Origin of the sequence: Microcoleus sp. S28C3, assembly GCF_036700785.1 — a bacterium.
GTDB lineage: Bacteria > Cyanobacteriota > Cyanobacteriia > Cyanobacteriales > Microcoleaceae > Microcoleus > Microcoleus asticus.
Genome location: NZ_JAUBPO010000012.1, coordinates 16,812 through 34,576, shown reverse-complemented (window position 1 = coordinate 34,576; position 17,765 = coordinate 16,812). Strand labels below are relative to the sequence as shown.

12 protein-coding genes are annotated in these 17,765 nt (G+C 48.7%); 4 read left to right on the top strand and 8 right to left on the bottom strand.

Annotation, left to right across the window (positions count from 1 at the left end):
- Positions 1–535: 535 nt before the first annotated feature.
- From QUA13_RS05795 to QUA13_RS05780, 4 genes are all read right to left on the bottom strand, one after another.
- On the bottom strand, positions 536–1,480 hold the full coding sequence (locus QUA13_RS05795; RefSeq protein WP_333197325.1) for a GDP-L-fucose synthase: 945 nt from the start codon (positions 1,478–1,480) through the stop codon (positions 536–538).
- A gap of 534 nt (positions 1,481–2,014) precedes the next feature.
- On the bottom strand, positions 2,015–3,046 hold the full coding sequence (gmd, locus tag QUA13_RS05790) for a GDP-mannose 4,6-dehydratase (protein WP_172188880.1): 1,032 nt from the start codon (positions 3,044–3,046) through the stop codon (positions 2,015–2,017).
- Positions 3,047–3,272: 226 nt separating this feature from the next.
- The gene (locus tag QUA13_RS05785; RefSeq protein ID WP_172188878.1) at positions 3,273–4,004 is read right to left on the bottom strand and encodes a sugar transferase; all 732 of its coding nucleotides are present in this window, start codon (positions 4,002–4,004) and stop codon (positions 3,273–3,275) included.
- Between the two features lie 315 nt (positions 4,005–4,319).
- The gene (locus tag QUA13_RS05780; RefSeq protein ID WP_333197322.1) at positions 4,320–5,486 is read right to left on the bottom strand and encodes a glycosyltransferase; all 1,167 of its coding nucleotides are present in this window, start codon (positions 5,484–5,486) and stop codon (positions 4,320–4,322) included.
- A 299-nt stretch (positions 5,487–5,785) separates the two neighbouring features.
- Here QUA13_RS05780 and QUA13_RS05775 point away from each other — a divergent pair, with 299 nt between their 5' ends.
- Positions 5,786–7,873 (top strand): iron uptake porin, encoded by a 2,088-nt coding sequence (locus QUA13_RS05775; protein ID WP_333197320.1) that lies wholly within the window; start codon positions 5,786–5,788, stop codon positions 7,871–7,873.
- 472 nt (positions 7,874–8,345) lie between these two features.
- Here QUA13_RS05775 and QUA13_RS05770 read toward each other — a convergent pair whose 3' ends face one another.
- A complete protein-coding gene (locus QUA13_RS05770) occupies positions 8,346–10,112 on the bottom strand; it encodes an NFACT RNA binding domain-containing protein (protein WP_333197319.1) in 1,767 nt (588 codons plus the stop codon).
- 237 nt (positions 10,113–10,349) lie between these two features.
- A complete protein-coding gene (locus QUA13_RS05765) occupies positions 10,350–11,903 on the bottom strand; it encodes an NAD(P)/FAD-dependent oxidoreductase (RefSeq protein WP_333197391.1) in 1,554 nt (517 codons plus the stop codon).
- Positions 11,904–12,153: 250 nt separating this feature from the next.
- On the opposite strand from QUA13_RS05765, the gene QUA13_RS05760 reads away from it, so the two are divergent.
- On the top strand, positions 12,154–12,741 hold the full coding sequence (locus QUA13_RS05760; RefSeq protein ID WP_333197317.1) for a hypothetical protein: 588 nt from the start codon (positions 12,154–12,156) through the stop codon (positions 12,739–12,741).
- Positions 12,742–12,980: 239 nt separating this feature from the next.
- Here QUA13_RS05760 and QUA13_RS05755 read toward each other — a convergent pair whose 3' ends face one another.
- Positions 12,981–13,466: a hypothetical protein gene (locus tag QUA13_RS05755; protein WP_333197315.1), complete on the bottom strand. Its 486-nt coding sequence runs from the start codon at positions 13,464–13,466 to the stop codon at positions 12,981–12,983.
- A 214-nt stretch (positions 13,467–13,680) separates the two neighbouring features.
- Between QUA13_RS05755 and QUA13_RS05750 the strand changes: the two genes are divergently transcribed.
- Together QUA13_RS05750 and QUA13_RS05745 are read left to right on the top strand one after the other, a co-directional pair.
- Positions 13,681–13,866 (top strand): ribbon-helix-helix domain-containing protein, encoded by a 186-nt coding sequence (locus tag QUA13_RS05750; RefSeq protein WP_333190835.1) that lies wholly within the window; start codon positions 13,681–13,683, stop codon positions 13,864–13,866.
- Between the two features lie 109 nt (positions 13,867–13,975).
- A complete protein-coding gene (locus QUA13_RS05745; RefSeq protein WP_333197314.1) occupies positions 13,976–14,734 on the top strand; it encodes a DUF429 domain-containing protein in 759 nt (252 codons plus the stop codon).
- A gap of 67 nt (positions 14,735–14,801) precedes the next feature.
- On the opposite strand, the gene glgP is transcribed toward QUA13_RS05745, so the two are convergent.
- The gene (gene glgP / locus QUA13_RS05740; RefSeq protein WP_172188861.1) at positions 14,802–17,360 is read right to left on the bottom strand and encodes an alpha-glucan family phosphorylase; all 2,559 of its coding nucleotides are present in this window, start codon (positions 17,358–17,360) and stop codon (positions 14,802–14,804) included.
- Between the last annotated feature and the right edge of the window lie 405 nt (positions 17,361–17,765).

Below are 17,765 nucleotides of genomic sequence, written 5' to 3'. Positions count from 1 at the left end.
ATAGATATCGTTTTTATACCTTAATTTATAAGCTGGCAATTAACATTTTTTGACAACGTTTGTTAAGGATTTACACCTATACTTATAGATGTTTAATAAATATTGCTTAGTCGGAGATATAAATAGTTAATCTGCTACCAAGTCTCTATACATAAGTTATTTTGGGATGGCTAACCTAAGACTGTGCCAGACGTGCGATCGCGCGCCTCCAACTTCTTCAAAGCCCAATGAACATGGAATGAACGCCAGCGCCGCTAGCGTAATCAATGAGTAGTGCGATCCGATCTACAACTGACCAATTCTTGTTTTTCCAAGCCAGTACAGTAAATAATGTGGGTAATCCCAAAGTAATGCCAGTAGTCACGGTGGAATATAAAGCAAGCCAATGATTATGGCAGGTACACCATACAATAGTTTGCATACACCAATTCGCCAAGCTACTCAAGGTAGACCAATCAAGAAAACCAGATTCAGAATGCCAAGAGGTTGATAACTAAAAAAACCCGGTTTCTTCAAGAAACCGGGTTTTTCATACTCAAACTGCGTGTTTTCGATACCAATCAATCGTATTTTTCAAACCTTCCTTAAACTTCACCTCAGCAACAAAACCAAACTTTTGCTTAGCCCTTTCCGTATCCAAACAGCGGCGTGGCTGACCGTTTGGTCTGTCTGTTTCCCAAACAATTTCTCCCTCAAATCCCATCAATTCGCAAATCGTTTCCACTAAATCGCGAATTTTAACTTCGCTATTCGTTCCCAAATTTACAGGGTCAGATTCACTGTAAGATTGAGCCGCCATCACAATTCCCCGCGCGGCATCTGTGGAATACAAAAACTCGCGGCTAGGACTGCCGTCGCCCCAAACTGAGAGTGTTTTGTCTCCTCTTTTTTGCGCTTCGTGGACTTTACGAATTAATGCGGGGATGACGTGGGAACTTTTGGGGTCAAAGTTATCTTCCGGGCCGTACAGATTTACTGGTAGCAAGTAGATACCGTTGAATCCGTACTGCTGGCGGTAGGATTGCAGTTGCACTAATAAGGCTTTTTTGGCAATTCCGTAAGGTGCGTTAGTTACCTCTGGATAGCCGTTCCACAGGTCATCTTCTTTGAAAGGAACTGGGGTAAAGTTGGGATAAGCGCAAATCGTGCCGATGCAGACAAATTTTTCTACTCCTGCTTCGTAGGCGGCGTGGATTAGTTGCGCGCCCATCATCAAATTGTCGTAAAATAATTCAGCGGGCTTGAGTTGGTTTAAACCGATGCCGCCGACGTGGGCGGCGAGGTGAATGATGAGATCTTGTTGGTCGGCGGCGCGCTTGCAGTTTTCCATAACGCGGAGGTCGCAGTCGCGCGATCGAGTCACCGCAATTTTATCAGCATCGGCCCCTGCTTTCACTAACTGGTCGATTACCTGACGGCCCAAAAAACCGGCGCCGCCCGTGACTAGAATGCGTTTGCTGCTTAAATCCAAGCTTGTCATAATTTTAGCCTCGGGATTTTGAATAAGGGTCGATCGACAATTCCAATTCTAAAATTGTTGCTTTAGCAAAAAAAGCTTTCAGCTACAGAACGCGGTTGCCCACAAATCAGTTTTAGCTAATGCAGATAGGGAAAATGTGAGCCGTGTACACCCGAAAGTTAGATTTATGAGCCGCGAGTCCTCAACTATCATTTTAATGTTTTTGTTAGCCCGCACATCTGAAAATTTTGCGAGCAATTAAGCTGGTTCTTTGAATGCCGATCGCGCTAATGAGTAGATGCTCGAAAAAAACCATAGTATATAGTGGGGGCGAGTACGGCTTAAGATCGCGAGATACAAGCGAGTAGAGCAGTGAGTTCACCCGTCCTCCCATGTAGTGTTTATTTGTCGCCACCTACTTAGCTGTAACAATCCTCTAATCCTTTATGGATTGTGTGCAGGGGCAACCCCCCCGGTGCGCGCCTTTCGCGAAAGGGGGTAGACACGGGGCACTACCCCTACAAATTGTTCGCACTGACGGCTTTGTTTAGCTACTCAATCAAATCCGTTGCCCGAACCCCGACCTTGCTGGTCTAAAGCTTTCATGTCAGCATCTACCATTAAATGTACTAACTCCTGAAAAGTTACAGAAGGTTCCCAATTTAATTGCTGGCGCGCCTTAGTCGAATCGCCAATCAACAGTTCGACTTCTGCCGGACGCAAGTAGCGTTCGTCAAACTCCACATATTTTTGCCAATCTAAATTGACGTAAGTAAAAGCCAAATCGAGAAATTCCTTAATGGAATGGGTCTCGTTAGTAGCAATGACATAATCGTCAGGCTTGTCTTTTTGCAGCATCAGCCACATCGCCTGCACGTAGTCTTTAGCATAGCCCCAGTCCCGCTTGGAATCGAGATTGCCCAAGAAAATCTTTTTCTGCTTGCCTGCGACTATTCTGGCAACGGCGCGAGTAATTTTTCGAGTTACAAAAGTTTCACCGCGGCGGGGAGATTCGTGATTGAACAAGATGCCGTTGCAGGCAAAAAGTCCGTAAGATTCGCGATAATTTACTGTTTGCCAGTGACCGTAAACTTTGGCGCAGGCGTAAGGACTTCTGGGATAAAAAGGAGTTGTTTCCTTCTGCGGAACTTCCTGCACCAAACCAAACATTTCCGAAGAACCTGCTTGATAGAACCGCACTTCTATGCCGGTGCGGCGCTGATAGTCCCGAATTGCTTCTAGCAGGCGCAATACTCCCATTCCTACTGTGTCAACCGTATATTCCGGCGAGTCAAAACTGACTCGAACGTGAGATTGAGCGCCTAAGTTATAAATTTCTACCGGCTGAACTTCTTCCAATATCCGGCGCAGAGTAGTACCGTCGGTTAAGTCGCCGTAGTGCAGAAACAACCGCGCTCCCTCGCTGTGAGGATCTACATAGATGTGGTCAATTCTATCGGTATTGAAACTGGAACTGCGCCGGATAATGCCGTGAACTTCATATCCTTTCTCTAACAGTAACTCGCTCAAGTAGGAGCCGTCTTGGCCTGTAATACCTGTTATTAGCGCTCGCTTGCGTTGCGTCATCTGATTTTCCTTTGACAGGCTGTGTTAATTCACTTCGGACTTTGTGGGCAGAGGCTGTTGTTGCCTGTAGATCCTCTTCTCAAACTCTACGTTAACTCACAATTCGTCGATCGGCATCAAGAAACTGTTTAGTTTTGACAAAGAGTTTGTCGCTTGCTGTCAGTAGTCAGCATCAGTGGCTAGTAACAAATAAAACTAACTACTGATTGCTGACTGCGGACAAAAATTAATATGCGCCGTTATTTTTGGGAAATATCACAACTCCTATTGTTTTGAAAACAATCCACATATCCATCCAAAGGTTTTTGTCATTTGCATAATAGAGGTCGATTTGGACTCGGCGGGGATAGGGAATGTCGTTGCGACCGGACACTTGCCACAAGCCTGTAATTCCAGGTCTTATGGTGAGAATTTTGTTGATGTGACGGCCGTATCTCGGCAGTTCTTCTTCAACTAAAGGTCTCGGCCCGACGACGCTCATATCTCCTTTTAAAACATTCCAAAACTGGGGAAATTCGTCTAAACTTGTCATTCGTAAAAATCTTCCAATCCAGGTAATTCGAGGGTCTTGTTTCAGCTTGAAATTGTCCTCAAACTCTTGACGCAAATGCGGAGAATTTTCCATGATTTCCAGCAATATGTCGTCCGCATTTTCCACCATCGTTCTGAATTTAAGGCAATAAAACCTTTTACGGTTTTTGCCTACTCGTTCCTGTACGTAAAAAATAGGCCCGGACGAGCTTAAGGCGATTAAGAAAGCCAAAAGCAGGTAAACCGGAGCAAACAGGATCAGAACCGATAAGGAAAACAGGATGTCAAATAACCGCTTGAAAAGTTCTCCGTCGAGGCTCTGTAGAGAACGACTTATTCGTCTATCTCCTTGCAGGACAGGCCCAAAACCGCGTCTTGCGATCGCTCGAATTACCTTGCCGGAGATTAGTTGGCTGTCGGCAGTCATCTTACTCCTTCACTTCACACCACACACAGTCCTGATCATAAAGCCTCAAGACGCTTTGTTCTCTGAATTATGTTTCAAATACTCAATTTTCTGCCTTCTGAATACTTGAGAAGGCAGAATGCAGCTATTTTGAAGGCAGCGGAAGCTTAAGGCATAAGGCTTCTGAAGGAAGAAGTCCGATGGAAGTCATCAAGCGTGAAGAGGGCACAAAGCATTTATACAGAGGGCTTCTGAAGGCACTTATGCAAAAGGCACAAGGCAGAAGGCAGATTTGCCCCTTCTGGCCTTCTGGCCTTCTCCCCCTCTCCAACTCTCTCAACTCCCAGACTTGGTAAAATCGCGGGATTGAAATTCCTGATAGCAGTGTTCCACAAAAGCTAGATAGCGCTCCCCAAAGACTTCGGGGGCAAACTGTTCAGCGCGCAACCTGCAGATTTCTGGCTCAAATTTGCCTTGCAACTGCTCAAATTCCTCGACAGCTTCGACTAATGCTGCTGCGGTTTGGGAAGAAAAAAATAAACCTGTCCCAGTCTCTGGATGTTGGCGAATGTCGAGCACTGTTTCTAAGGCGCCGCCTGCTGCATAGGAAATTACCGGCGTTCCGCAAGCTTGAGCTTCTACTAAAGCTATGCCAAAATCTTCGCAAGCTGCATAGACAAAAGCTTTCGCCTCTGCCATGTACTTTTCAACTAGGGAGGCGGGCTGCCAGCCGAGCACTTGCACGTTGGGTTTGGCGATTTGCCGAATCATTTCTAATTCTGGCCCGGTGCCGATGACAATTAGAGTATGCCCGAGTTGATTGAATGCTTGGACGATCGCACTAACGTTTTTGTAACTTACCAACCGGCAAACTGTGACGTAAAAGTCTTGTTTTTGCCGCATCAAGGAAAATCGATCGATGTTTACCGGCGGATAAATCACCTCGGCCCGCCGCCGGTAGCACCGCCAAATTCGGCGCGCCGTGTGTTGGGAGTTGGCGATGAAATAATCAACGCGGTTGGCGGAAATTACGTCCCACTGCCGCAGTCGATGCAACAAATATCGCGTCAGCAGCCCCGGGATGCCCCGTCCGGCTTTGCTGCTGCGCAAATAGTCAAAAGTTAAGTCCCAAGCGTAGCGCATGGGCGTGTGGCAGTAGCAGACGTGCAGTTGCTGGGGACTGCTGAGGATACCTTTGGCGACGGCATGGGATGATGAGAGGATGATGTCGTATTCTCGCAGATCTAGTTGTTCGATCGCGATCGGCAGCAAGGGCAGATATTTTTGGACACCGCTGCGGGCTCCGGGAAAATGCTGCAAAAATGTTGTGCCAATCTGTCGCCCGAAAAGATAGCTTTCGGGATTGGCCGATTCAAAGTCGATGAGGGCATAGACATCTGCCTCGTCTACGTGTTTGAGGATTTCCTGCACTACGAGTTCTGAACCGCCAGTAGCTAAGGGCGTCAACCATTCGTGAACTAAGGCGTATTTGAGTTTTTTCACTTGTATTTGTAGCCGATCGAACGATTTGTTAGCGCCAGTTCTGTCAATATTAATCTTACCGAGGGATCACTTACGCACCCTAAAGCGATCAACTGGGTTTCTACGTAGATATCGAGATCGAACCAAGGATTTTTGGCATAAACGGGGGTGTTATGAAATCAGAGACAGCCAAACCGCAATCTGCGACAACGATTCCCCCAATTGTTGACAAGAAATACTATTAGGCGGAATACTGAAGGTGATTTGCGAGCGCCTAAATCTTCGGAACGGGCGATCGGCTCAATGTGGTGTGAGGAAAAATGTCCAAATTTTTGTGGAAGGGACTTTTAGTTAGTCCCGCTGTATTGGCAGCAAGTTTAGTCGTATCTTCGAGGGCGCTAGCAGCAGAGCAACCTGTAGAAATTGCCGCGACAGCTCAAGCTCATCAATTGCAATTAGCAGGTGCTGCAACCGAGGTGGCAAAGTCTGAGACGGCAGCGATGACGGTCGAACCAGCGTCACTAGCTAGCAACTTGACTGTTGAAACTATTGAGAAAGAAAGTGCGAACCTCTACGAGGGCTTAGCTAACGAAGCGATCGCCCCAGTTGCCGAACAAGCAAAAGCACCGGAAGTTGCAGCAGCAGATTTAAGCGAAACCAAACCCGCAGTCGCGCCCGCAAATTTAAGTGCCGAACAACCAGTCGCAGAGCAAATCCCCGCAGTCGCGCCCGCAAACTTAAGCGAAACGCAACCCGCCGCCCCACTGGCTAATTTAAACGCAGAAAAAGCGGCAGCACAACCCGATCCGATTGCCCAATCGAGCGATCCAAGTGCCCAACCTCAAGCACAGTCAAATGTTTTAGAACAAATCAACCAATACAGCGCAGAAGACAGCAGCAGCGAAGATGCGGCCGGCCAAGTAACTTCTGTTTCGCAACTTTCCGACGTTCGGCCCACCGATTGGGCGTTCCAAGCTTTGCAATCCCTAGTAGAGCGCTACGGTTGTATAGCTGGCTATCCTGACGGCACTTTCCGCGGCAACCGGGCGATGACTCGCTACGAGTTTGCAGCCGGTTTAAATGCGTGTTTGGATAAAGTTAGCGAGCTGATTCAAGGCGGTTCGAGAAATCTGGCGACGCGAGAAGATTTGGCTTCTGTGCAAAGGTTGCAAGAAGAATTTGCGGCGGAATTGGCAACTTTGCGCGGCCGCGTCGATGTTTTGGAAGCGCGCACCTCTGAATTAGAAGCAAATCAGTTTTCAACTACGACTAAACTCAACGGCGAAGTGGTATTTGCTTTGACTGGAATTGCCGGAGGAGAGGATGCCGAGGGTCGCGAAGCTGATAAAACGACGGCTTTTGGCAGCAGGGTTCGTCTCAATTTTGACACCAGTTTTTCTGGAGAAGATTTGCTGAGAACTCGACTGCAAGTTTTGAATCTGGGTTCGTTTTCTACTAATAATACGAAAACCGCTGAAGGAGAATTGCGGTTTAATGCCGGGCCTTTTGGCGAGGCTAGCAATACTGTAGGTTTAGATGCGCTGCTTTACCAATTCCCTCTAAGCAAAAGCACTACTGTAATTCTAGAAGCCAACGCCGGCGCGGCTGACGATTTTACCAACACAGTCAACCCTTACTTTGACGGAGACGGCGGCTACGGCGCTCTTTCTAACTTCGGTACTCGCAATCCGATTTACTATTTGACTGGCGGTTCTGGCATAGCTCTGCGGCAGCAATTCGGGGAAAAACTCGAACTGAGTTTGGGATATTTGGCGGGCAACGCGGCGGACCCGACGCGGGGTAACGGTTTGTTCAACGGTTCTTACGGCGGTTTGGCTCAGTTGACTTTCAAACCGAACGATAACATGGCTTTAGGTTTAACTTACGTTAATTCCTACAACTTTGTTACCGGTACCGGCAGCAATGCTTCTAATTTCCCGGCGCGTCTCGGTTCTTTCGGGCTCGACAGCGATAGCAATCTGCCAGTTTCTAGCAATTCCTACGGCGCGCAAGCTTCGTGGCAGTTGAACCGGAGATTTGCAATTGGCGGTTGGGCGGGTTACACCAACCAGCGCATTTTATCCAATTTGGCTACTCCTACCGGTTCTGTGCAGCGGGGGGATCAAAAAATCTGGAACTGGGCAGTTACTTTGGCTTTTCCCGATTTGTTGAAAGAAGGAAATGTGGCGGGGATTCTGGTAGGTATGGAGCCGCGGGTGACGAATTCTACTAATCGGACTTTGCCGGAAGATAAGGATACTTCGCTGCATCTTGAAGGTTTTTATCAGTTTAAGTTGAGCGACAATATTTCTATCACTCCTGGCCTGATTTGGCTGACTGCTCCCGACCACAATAAAGATAATTCTGATTTGGTGATTGGGGTTTTCAGAACGACGTTTACTTTCTAGGAGCAGCCCACACCGATTTTAGATTTTAGATTTTAGATTTTAGATTGGCGGTTTTAATCTAATATCTAAAATCGCCAATCTAAAATCGGTGGGGGCTTGGGTTTAATGTTTAAACAGAAACGACCAGCTTTAGCAAAAGCTGGTCTGCACAAATAGTTAAATCCGTTGTGTTCCCACAGTGTTTTTCTCACAGTGAGGAAACCCAAGTTGCACGTTTCTTTGCAGCGGGTTCTCAAAGAAATATCATCTCTCTTAAGCGGTATTATAACAACAAAATTTAATTTTGTGTAATAAAACTTTACATTACAGAGGCATTTTAATTTTTAGGGCGATCGCACTCCCCGTCACTTTGTATAATCCAACGTGGCTTCAAAAATCCGGTTTCTGCGTAGGTTTATCGGTTCCAAACAGGTTGTTTTGGGTAAAAACCAGGTTTCGATTGCCGATCGACCTTTTCCTCACTTTCTATAACTCAAGCCGGAGCTTGCTGCGGTCTACCCCAGACAATTCGCTCCTGCTTGTATACAACCATACCAGGTTTAGCACCTTTCGGCTTGTATACATATTTCGGTTCTGTATAAACCACGGGGACTTGTTCGCTGTGGCGGGCGCGACTGTAGTAAGCAGTCATGTCGGCGGCAAATTGCAAATCGGTTTCTTCAGCCACAGTACCGGGTTTCAGACGCAGCAAAGCGTGACTTCCGGGAATCTCTAGGGTGTGGAACCACAAGTCGTAGTCGTTGGCGGTGCGAAAAGTCAGTTGGTCGTTTTGGCGGTTGTTGCGCCCGATTAATAATTCAAAGCCGCTGGGGCTTTGGTAGCGGTGAAATTCGATCGCAGCATTTTTGTCGGTACTGCGGTAATCTGGTACATCTAAATATTTTTGCTGGATCAGTTCTTCGCGGATTTCGGCGAGGGTTTGCAAATCTTGGGTGTTGCGGTAGGTTTCCAATACTGAAAGTGCGACTTCAACTTGTTCTAAATAGTCGATTTCTTCCTGTACGGCGGCTAACAAAGGTTCTACTGCAATGCGGGCTCTTTTAAGTTTTTGGTGTTTTTTGTAGAGGGCTTGAGCGTTTTGAACTGCGTTTTTTTCCGGATTTAGGGGAATGATAACTGGTTTCTCGGTTTCAAAGTCGGGGAGAGAAATTGATTTCATTCCCGGTTCCCAATGCTGCAAATTTGCCATCAGCAAATCGGCTTGGGATTTGTGGGTGTCTGCGTCTGCCGATTGCTGCAAACGTTCTTTAAATGTGTTGGCTTTGAGGCGCAGTTTTGCTAAGACATTGTTGAGTTTTTGGGTAAGCTGGTGCCGCAGTTGGGCGAATACTTCTTGATTGATTTCCCCTGTGTAGTAGCTGTTAAGTAATTCTTGAACCGAAGAGATGGAAGAAGGAACAGAGGAGTTAGATTCGTTTCCAGGTTCTGCCTCTTTTATATCGGGTGTCGGCCAATCGATGACGGTGTAGCCTTCGGGGGTAAAACTCGGGTGAAATTTGGAGTTTTCTAGGCATTGCAGCCAGTATAGCCAGCGCTGGAATAGTTGCTGCCAGTCGTCGGGATTGAGGCTGTCGGTGGATTGTTCGGGGTCTAAATTTGCCGATCGAATCATTGACAAAACCAAGGCTTTACTCATCCCTCGGTAATTCTTCAGCAGATTGCCCTTTAATTGACCGGGAACCAGGCTAATTCGCGATTGCCAGCGGTTTTGAGATTCGCTCAGACTAGGCACTGCATCGGTCAAAGACGGGGGCATTTCGTAGGGCTGCCCGGTTTGGATGGGACGGACGGTGGACTGTTTGGCGCTGACTTGGTGGGCGCAGGTGACAACGAGGTTGTCTTGGGCGGTGAGGATGACGTTGCTGTACTTGCCCATGATTTCGGCGTAGAGGTGCCAGAGGGCTGGTTCTCCGGGGCGTTTGGCAAATTGCAAGTCGATGACTCTTTCCCAGGATGCCACAGGGGCGATGGAAACTAGGGCTAAACCGCTGAGTTGATGCCGCAGTTGTTCGCTGAAGGTGAAGGTGTCGGGAATGCGGGGCGGGGGGTCGCCGACGCAGATGCGGGCGGCCACAGGATGCCAGGAAAGGTCAATCCAGCCGCGCCCTTTCATGGTACGGAGGGCCAGGGACACGGTAAATCGATCGCGCTGGTAGACTTGTTCTAAGCGCGCTGGCAGCCATTGGGCTCGCAGTTCGCTGCAAGCTGCGGTTAAAGTTGTAAAGTCTACGGGTTGCACGGTGGCCTCTTTGCGATCGAACTATCTTTTTCTATGCTGACAGATATCGGTCACATTTTACTAACTATATCAAATTATTCTTTACTCTTGGCTTCGCATCCTTCGCGCTGAAAGCGCTTCAATAATTCCGTTAACAAATAACAAATAACAAATAACTAATAGACATCTCCTAAAAAGCAGGTTTTGAAAAGGTACGGTGTCTGTTCCACAAGAATTATGGGAGATATCTAATAACAACTAACTAATAACTTCCCGAATCAATTGCAAATGTTTGTACAAAGGTGCGATCGTATTGGCTGCGATCGCCCCGCTAGCAGCAACAGCGGGCAAACCAATTCCCGGAAACGTCGAATCTCCGCAGCAAAACAGCCCCGCTAAAGGCGTTCTCGGCCCGGGAAACAAGCCGCTACCCGCCCGAATTCCGGGCCCGTAGGAACCGCGATGGCGGCGCAAAAACCGTTCGTGGGTGAGGGGTGTCCCAATTAAGGTGACTTCTGCGCGCGATCGAATATTGGGGATAATTCTCTCTAAGGCTTCCCACATTACCTCGGCGCGCGCTTGTTTTTGCAGCTTGTACTCTTCGCTGGTGCGATCGAGCTTTTGCCACAAATCGTAAGGCTCGTTTCCGGGGGTATATGCGTGAATGACGTGCTTTCCCGGAGGCGCGAGGTCTGGGTCGAGGAGGGAGGGAATCGAGACGAGAACGACGTTCTGAGGGGCCGAAACGCCCATTTCCCAGTCTTTGACGAAGATGTAGTGACAAGCCAAGTCCGATCGCATTCCGGCAGCATCAATTCCCAGATGCAGGTGCATGAAGCTGTCGCACTCGGGCGTCGCCTGCCGTTCTTGCCGAAACCTTTGCGGGACAGAGGTTTCAGGCAACAGTTTCAGGGTATCCCAAACGGAAGCGTTGGAGACGACGGCTTTGTGCGATCGAATAATTTTGCCCGATCGCAGCCGCACGCCCGCAGCCCGGTTGTTTTCCACCAAAACTTCTGCAACGTGGGAATTTAGCAGCAACCGCCCTCCGTGGCGCTCTAAACCGCGTACCAGGGCATTTACCAAAGCTGCACTACCGCCGATCGGATAGTCCAAAACTGCATTGGGGCGATACCAGTCGGCGAACATGAAAGCGACTTCGGCTGCGATCGTTCCGTCGGCGGGAAGTCCAGACAGCAGGAAACACAACAAATTCAGCCAATTTCGGACAAACGGATCTTTGACATTTTTGTCCATTATTTTGCTGAAAGGGCCTGCAAGTGCGATCGCGTCGCCAGCACTTTGCAGGAAAGCCGGCGCAAATTGACCGAGGGTAAAAACAGCGCCCAAATCGAAGCGCAAAGCCAGGGAGGGCAAAGCTATGGCAGCTTTGGCGTAGGGCTCCATGATGCGCTGGAGTTGCCGCCATTCGGCGACTGCTTCCGCGCCGCGCAGTTGTGCGAGCACTTCGCCAAATTGACTCGCACCGACGGATGTGTCGAAATCGCCTTCTGGCAAACAGCAACCCCAGGTATCGTAGGTGATGCAGGGGAGTTTTTCGCCTATCGCATCCAAAACTTGCCGCAGGGGATTCGCAGACGGGCTGTAGGATAATCCTGAGTACAGGGAGGGCCCGGAGTCGAAGCTAAATCCGTCGCGTTCAAAACCGTGTGCGGCCCCGCCCGCGATCGAATGGCTTTCGCAAACCACAACCTCAAAGCCATAGCGGGCAAGCATTGCAGCGCAAGTCAAGCCGCCGATCCCGCTGCCGATGACGATGATTTCTGTGTCTGTGGGGGCGATCGCAACCATGTTTTTCTCCGCTACTTCAGCTAATATTATCAATGTCTTGCAGCTTTAGGACTTACACATTTAACAGATGCGATCGTCCCTAGCCCTCCTTAACAAGGCGAGTATGGGGTGGGACAAGAAGCTGTAAAAGCCCCCCTTAATCAGGGCGAAGAAGCTGTAAAAGTCAACCCCTAATCCCCAATCTTTTGGGGAATTTAGGGGGTGATCGACTCAGCTACCACCCTTAAAATACAACTCTGTATATTATTAAATGGAAAATCTATCTATACTCGAACAAGCTGCCAAATCTAATTATAAACCATCTCCCGACGCTGTAGTTGCCGCCCTCTTAGAAGCTGAGAAAAACGCGAAAAACAATAAAATTCGCTATTCTTTCGAGCAATTAATCGGCAACTGGCAACTCTGCTTTATTACCGGCACAAAAAAGACTAGACAAAAAGCGGGGATTGTGTTGGGTGCGGGACGTTACATCCCTCAGTGGATTGCGAAAATTCAAATTGCTTATTCGGCAGAACCTGTTGCTGAAGGGGAAGAGAATAGCGAAATCGGCAGGGTGGAGAATTCGGTGCAAGTTGGGGCGATCGTACTAACTCTTTCCGGGCCGACTAAGTTTTTGGTTAATAAAAATATTTTAGCTTTTGATTTTACCAAAATTACGGTGAAATTGTTGGGTAAAACTGTGTATCAAGGATTTATTCGCGGTGGAGAAGCGCGGGAAGCGGATTTTTTTAGTTTGAGTGTGGGGAAGCAGGCATTTTTTGCATATTTTCTGGTAGAAGATGGGATAATTGCGGCTAGGGGAAGGGGCGGCGGATTGGCTTTGTGGGGGAGAGTTTAGGTAAAAATGTACGATCGGGAGACAAGACTATTCATTGGTGTCAACTTATCTGTATCTCTCGTTTGAATAGAAGTGTATGCCCCCCTAAATCTTCAGGGCTGTTTCATTCTCCCGAGGCCCGCCAGAAGCCCGCCAGGGGTTTTAACCCCGACGGACTTTTGCTGTTAAGCGGAGGTTAAAACCTCCGACGGACTTAATACTAAGTCGCTACCATTGTCACCGTCATTTGTGTTTATTTGTTAGGTGCGATCGCACATAACAACTTCAAAAACACCCCCTGGAATAAACCGACACAAAGCCCTCCGCCGATCGTCCGCATCTTGGCGGTTGACAAAACGCGCGATCGTATAGTGCTCCGCATTCGGTAAAATTCGGACGATCGCCCAAGAATTGCGATCGCCCTGCTTTGACTTTTCAGGTGTTTTCGATCGCGAATTTGAGTTGAGTTCGATCGCGGGGCGATCGGCGATCGTCGGAGAATTGGCTTTTCTGAGAGTGTTGAGGTAGCCGGCGATCGTACTTCCTTTGAGATTCGCCCCGACGCGCAGAATCAGAAACACCGCAAAGCTTTCGATCTCTGGCCCAGTCATGCGCGCGCGATCGGCATCAAAGTCTTCATCAGAGTAGCTGCGGATACCCGACAGCAGTTGCGTTATGCCAAAATCATTCACAGCTTGTTGATAGCCGCGGTTATATTCGCTGCCGTCGCTCACAGGCTTTACCATAGTAATTGTCTCCTTATTATGTGGATTGTCTCCTTGTATCTGGGGAACCATCAGCCAGCGCAGGCCCTGCAAAAGTTCAGCGCTGGCTTTTGACTTTTTGAAACTATAGCATAGATACAGCACACATAAATGCTTTAAATGAGCCAAACTCGACAGGATGGTCTAGATACAGCACAATTACGATCGGCTTATACTAAAAAATAATGAATCTCTGATGACCAAACGCTTAGCGACCTATTTAGCCGATGGAATCTATGACATCCTTGAAGAGTGGGCAAGTCAAGAACGCCGTTCAGTCAGCAGCTTGTCAGCATTCATTTTGGAGCAAGCAGCCAGAGAACACCAAAAGGAAATGAAACAACAGCCCCCGCCATCGGATGAGAAGCAAGAGAAGAGTTGAGTGGACGCATCAAAGCCAAAGAAACCGGGTTTTTTGCGGTTTTTGCCGGCTGTAACGAAGTATTTGGCAAAAAAACCCAGTTTCTGACCACCCGTGCGTCCAGAACTATATGAAATTTATCGGCATAGACTTAGGTTGGAGCTCAGGAGCAAGCGGTTTGTGCTGTTTGAATTGGCAAAATAACCAATTAGAATTAATAGAGTGCGATCGCCAACAATCCCTTAACGACATTCTCACCTGGATCGATACCCAAGTCTCCCCAACCGAACCAGCAATAATCGCAGTAGACGCCCCCACAATCATCCCTAATCCTGCGGGAATGCGCGAAGCAGACAAACTCACCCACAAACACTTCGGGCGCTACCACGCCGGCTGCTATCCCGCCAATCTTTCCCGCCCCTTCGCCCAAAAAACAATCGAATTCGGCCTCAGTTTAGAAGCCAGAGGATTTGTCCACGCACCAATAATAGAAGCTCAAAAATTAGGCAGATATCAAATAGAAGTCTATCCCCATCCAGCCACAATAAACTTATTTAAATTAGACAAAATCATCAAATACAAAAAAGGAAAACTGGCAGAACGTCAACTAGAATTGATGAAACTCTGCCAGTATATTATAGATATTTTACCGAGCCTTGAACCCTCTCTAAATCTGTCTTGTGGCACAGGCAAGATGCCTGTGAGCCTTGGCGGTTTAATTCCTTTAGAAATCCCCACCAGTGTTGCAACCCTCAAAGTCTTAGAAGACAAGCTAGATGCCTTGCTGTGCGCTTATATCGGCGCGCACTGGTGGTACTGGGGAATAGAGCGGAATTTGGTATTGGGCGATCGCACAACCGGCTACATCGTCATTCCCCAACTTCGATAACACGAGAGGAAGAATGACAGAATAGGGCATGACAACAGTCAACAGTCAACAGTCAACAGTCAACTGACTAATGTGCCCAGAGAATCACGCCAGCTTCATAAGGACTGCTGAGATTGTCGTGCTTCGGCAAAACCCGCAACGACAAACCTTGCAAGCCGCTAGAAGTATAAGTAATGTCAGCCGTATAAAGGCTAGTATTGTGAGAATCTTCTCCCAAATACTCCATCACCACCGGCACGCCACCGATGATATTTCCGTTAGCATCAACCGAACCTTGATAAAGTTCGACTTGCACGTCCGCAGGCGTCAATCCCATCAGATTAATCCGAGATTTAACAGCGATCGACTGATTGACCTTAACTTCCTTATCCTGGGAAATATCAACAGCCTCAATTTTAATATCCTTCCACTTCGCGAGAATGTGCTTCTTCCAGTGAGACAACTCCTTGGCGGGAGCGCAATTATCCGAAGTCATGGTGTGGAATCGATCGCTCACCGGGAAATATGCCCGCCGCGCGTAATCCTTCACCATCCGAGCAGTATTAAAGAAAGGACAATTCAAGCGAATCGAATCCTTCATTTTCGCCGTCCAACCGCGGGGAATTCCATCATCATCCCGGTTGTAAAACAGCGGTACAACTTCCTTTTCCATCAAGTCGTACAAAGCATTCGCCTCGACCTCATCCTGATACTTAGTATCTTCGTAAAACTCCCCATGTCCGATCGGCCAACCGGTACGAACATAATCAGCCTCATCCCACCATCCGTCGAGGATGCTCAGATTCGGTAAACCGTTCATCGAAGCTTTCATCCCCGAAGTCCCGGAAGCTTCCCGGGGGCGGCGCGGCGTATTCAGCCACACATCGCAGCCAGACACCATCATCCGAGCGACGTTAATGTCGTAGTTCGGCAAAAAGACCATCGAGCTCATCGTGTCGTGCTCGCGGATGAAGTGAACGATATCCCGAATCAATTCCTTACCCGGAATATCCATCGGGTGAGCCTTCCCAGCAATCACAAACTGCACGGGACGGTTGCTGTCCCGCATGATCCGCATAATTCGCTCGACATCGCGCAAAAACAGTGTAGCCCGCTTGTAAGTAGCAAAGCGGCGGGCAAACCCGATCGTCAGCACCTTGGGATTGAGAGCCTCCCGGGCCCGCTCGATTTCCGTTTGGGCCGCACCGCGCTCGCGCAAAGTCTTTTGCAGCCACTCCCGTGCGAACACCACCAACTCCGATCTACAGCGTTCGTGATTCCGCCACAATTCCTCATCAGGAATCGACGACAGCCTGTCCCAGAGTCGATCGTCCTTGCGAGTCATTTCCCAATCCGGGCCGAGGTATCGATCGTACAACTCCTGAGTAGACTTCGCCACACAACTGCGAGCGTGAACCCCGTTGGTAATCGAAGTAATCGGCACTTCTTCCTGCGGCAAACCCGGCCACAATCCCTGAAACATCGGGCGCGACACCACACCGTGCAAAGCCGCCACCCCGTTGACAAAACTTGACATTTTAATAGCCAAAATTGCCATATTTAGAGGCCCGGACAAATCGCGAGTATTCTCGCGGCCCAATCCCAGAAACTCATCTTGCGACAAGCCAAAAATCTTGGGATATTGATCGAGATAGTGCATCACCATATCCGGCTCGAACAAGTCAAACCCAGCAGGTACCGGCGTGTGAGTCGTAAACATACTGCTCGAAACCACCACCTGTTCCGCTTCCACGAAACTCAGGTGATATTCCTCCATCAGCATCCGAATGCGTTCCAAAGCCATGAAAGCCGCGTGGCCTTCATTCATGTGATAAGCAGTAACTGTCAGCCCCAATGCCTTGAGCATTTTCACGCCGCCGATGCCCAGCATGATTTCTTGGTGCATCCGCAGAGTTTTATCACCGCCATACAGTTGGTCGGTAATATCTTGGTCGTAGCGGCTGTTAGGTTCAATATTTGTATCCATCAGGTACAAAGGAACCGTTCCCACTTGTACCCGCCAAATTCGGGCATACACCTTGCGGCCGGGATAGTCCACCTCAATCCGCAATTCCGAACCGTCGGGATTGCGTTCTGGGTGCAGCGGCATATTGTAGAAATCGTTGAGCGGATAGCGTTCTTGCTGCCAGCCGTCGGCGTTGAGATACTGCGAAAAATAACCTTCTTGGTAAAGCAAGCCAACGCCGACTAAGGGCAAGCCCAAATCGCTAGCTGATTTGAGGTGGTCGCCCGCGAGCACGCCCAAACCGCCGGAATAGATCGGTAGGGCTTTAACTAAGCCGAATTCCATCGAAAAGTAAGCATAGCATTCTTGCAGCTCTGTGCCGCGCTGTTTGCGGTACCAGGCGCGATTTTTGAGGTAATCGTCTAACTGCTGGGCGGCTCGGTTCATTTGGGCGATGAAGCCTTCGTCTTCTGCCATTTCTTGCAGTCGCTCTTGAGATATGGTTCCGAGCATCAGCACCGGGTTTTGGTTGCTGGAGTCCCACAGGTCTCGATCGAGGCGGCGGAAGAGGTCTTTGGTATCGACGTTCCAGTCCCAGTGCAAATTGTAGGCAAGCTTGCGCAGGGGTTCGAGAATTGTCGGTAGCGAGGGGGAAACGTTAAATGTGCGAATTGGCTGCATAGACAAAGCTTTTATGTTGGAGTAGCGCTATTTTCCTCTGTCTTTAGGTGCAAGTCCGTTATTCTGCACACTATTTTAAGTTTTAACAAAACCGCCGGGAAGTCCCTACCTATAGGAATGTTAGGTGGGGACTTCCCGGCGAGTCGGATCCAGCGGGGTTGGATCGCCCGATCTATGTTCCTCCTCAAAAAGTTTTTCTTGCTTCTGTCGCAAGAGCTTATTAAGATTAGTTCTTGATTAGAGCGAGCCGACGACGAGATGTCAACTTAAGCCGAAAGACCGCTCCAAGACTTAAGTCCGAAGCTTATAGCTCAAGTCCTCGCTACTTACAGCAGATTCCACGTTTATGAAGTAGACGCCCCTACCGTTCGATCCTCCTAGGGATACGGGGCCCAGCCGTGTCCC